Source organism: Algoriphagus yeomjeoni (assembly GCF_003259505.1).
Lineage (GTDB): Bacteria > Bacteroidota > Bacteroidia > Cytophagales > Cyclobacteriaceae > Algoriphagus > Algoriphagus yeomjeoni.
In genome coordinates this window covers 1-1,275 of sequence record NZ_QLLK01000031.1, presented here as the reverse complement: position 1 = coordinate 1,275, position 1,275 = coordinate 1, and the positions used below count along the sequence as shown (strand labels likewise).

The window sequence follows — 1,275 nt, the reverse complement described above, 5'->3', positions numbered from 1 at the left end:
AATCCTGACTCAATCCCCATAAGAACTTCACCGGTTCCGTGCAACATCGGTTTCATCGTTCGTGCTACGCACGCGACGAAAACCTAGTTGTTATGCCCTGTTTTTCTCTTTTTCATCAATTATTTTCTCTACTAAATCTCTAAAAGTTTTCACGTCTCCTGTCAAAATCTCGTGTCTTTGAGGGTCAAAAATGTTTATAGTATTCCAAAATCCTTTCTTTCTCCTTATTGTTTCTATTTTGTCAATTGGCTTTGTCCCTGTCAATGTAATTTCTTCCAAAACTGGTGAAAAATGTTGGTCTAGATATTCATTAAAACTTGAAGAAGGTCTAAGGTCGGAAACATTCACTCCTTTTTTTTCTAAGTTTCTTTTAATGGTCAGAAAAACACTTGCTTTTAAACAAGGTTGTCCGAAAAGTTTTTGTTCTTGAAAATATTCTTTTGTTGCGTGTTTTGAAATTAGTTCACATACTTCAATAAGTCTTCTTGTTTTTGCAGGTTCTAATGTTTCATACCAAGTTTTTTCGGGTATGTCAATACGGAATTCTTGATTAAGAAAGTTACTGAGTTCTTTCCATCCAAGTAAATCATTTGCCCATCTCCATTCTCTAATTGTCATTTCAGAACTAATTTCTGCCCAAGGGTCTGCTTCAGGGTCAAGCGGACTACAAAGTCTGTGTTGTTCCTTGAATATTTCAAGAATTTCTTCTGCTGTATATTTTTCTGTCGTGTCTGTCATTTTAAAATAGGGCATAACGTTTTGCATAAGACAAGGCAGGGATAACGAGCGACACCCTATCCGCCTACACAAAGGATGAAACGAAGCTCAACCGCTAAAAGTAGCAAACAAGCCCCTGCTTTGTTTTATGCGGTGTTATAGGGCGTTGATTTTATTAAAATGAGAAAGTTAGAAATTGAAATTACTTACAAATACGAAATCGAAGTTGATGAAACAGATGATATTGTAAAGGATTATGAAAATGATGAAGAGTTAGTGCAACATTTAGCGGATTACAGATTTGGTACTGTCTTACCTGTAATTCAAGTTGGTGCTGTTCAAATTAAGGATATTGAACTTGTCGAGGTTGTTCGGTTTAATGCCCTATAACGTTTTGCAGCTACCCGAAGGTGGCGATTTCGAAGCACTTCACTGTCAACCAAGCACAAACTTTCATAGGAGTACAAAGCTTGATTTAACCACTGAACCGCCACTTTTGGGTAGGTGCTGTTGCACTAAACCTACGGTAGTTTCAAGAGCAGCCAGAAAGAGGTAACT

At 37.2% G+C, this 1,275-nt stretch carries 2 protein-coding genes; one reads left to right on the top strand and one right to left on the bottom strand.

Translation table 11 applies throughout. From position 1 onward, the window contains the following. Nucleotides 1–90: 90 nt before the first annotated feature. Nucleotides 91–753: a hypothetical protein gene (locus tag LV83_RS21260; protein ID WP_111613579.1), complete on the bottom strand. Its 663-nt coding sequence runs from the start codon at nt 751–753 to the stop codon at nt 91–93. Between the two features lie 144 nt (nt 754–897). Here LV83_RS21260 and LV83_RS21460 point away from each other — a divergent pair, with 144 nt between their 5' ends. After that, nucleotides 898–1,107: a hypothetical protein gene (locus LV83_RS21460; protein ID WP_158530638.1), complete on the top strand. Its 210-nt coding sequence runs from the start codon at nt 898–900 to the stop codon at nt 1,105–1,107. The last annotated feature ends 168 nt before the right edge of the window (nt 1,108–1,275 follow it).

Excerpts from the sequence above, each read along its gene's own strand:
- LV83_RS21260 (WP_111613579.1), bottom strand. The coding sequence starts at position 753 with ATGCCCTATTTTAAAATGACAGACACGACAGAAAAATATACAGCAGAA.
- LV83_RS21460 (WP_158530638.1), top strand. The coding sequence starts at position 898 with ATGAGAAAGTTAGAAATTGAAATTACTTACAAATACGAAATCGAAGTT.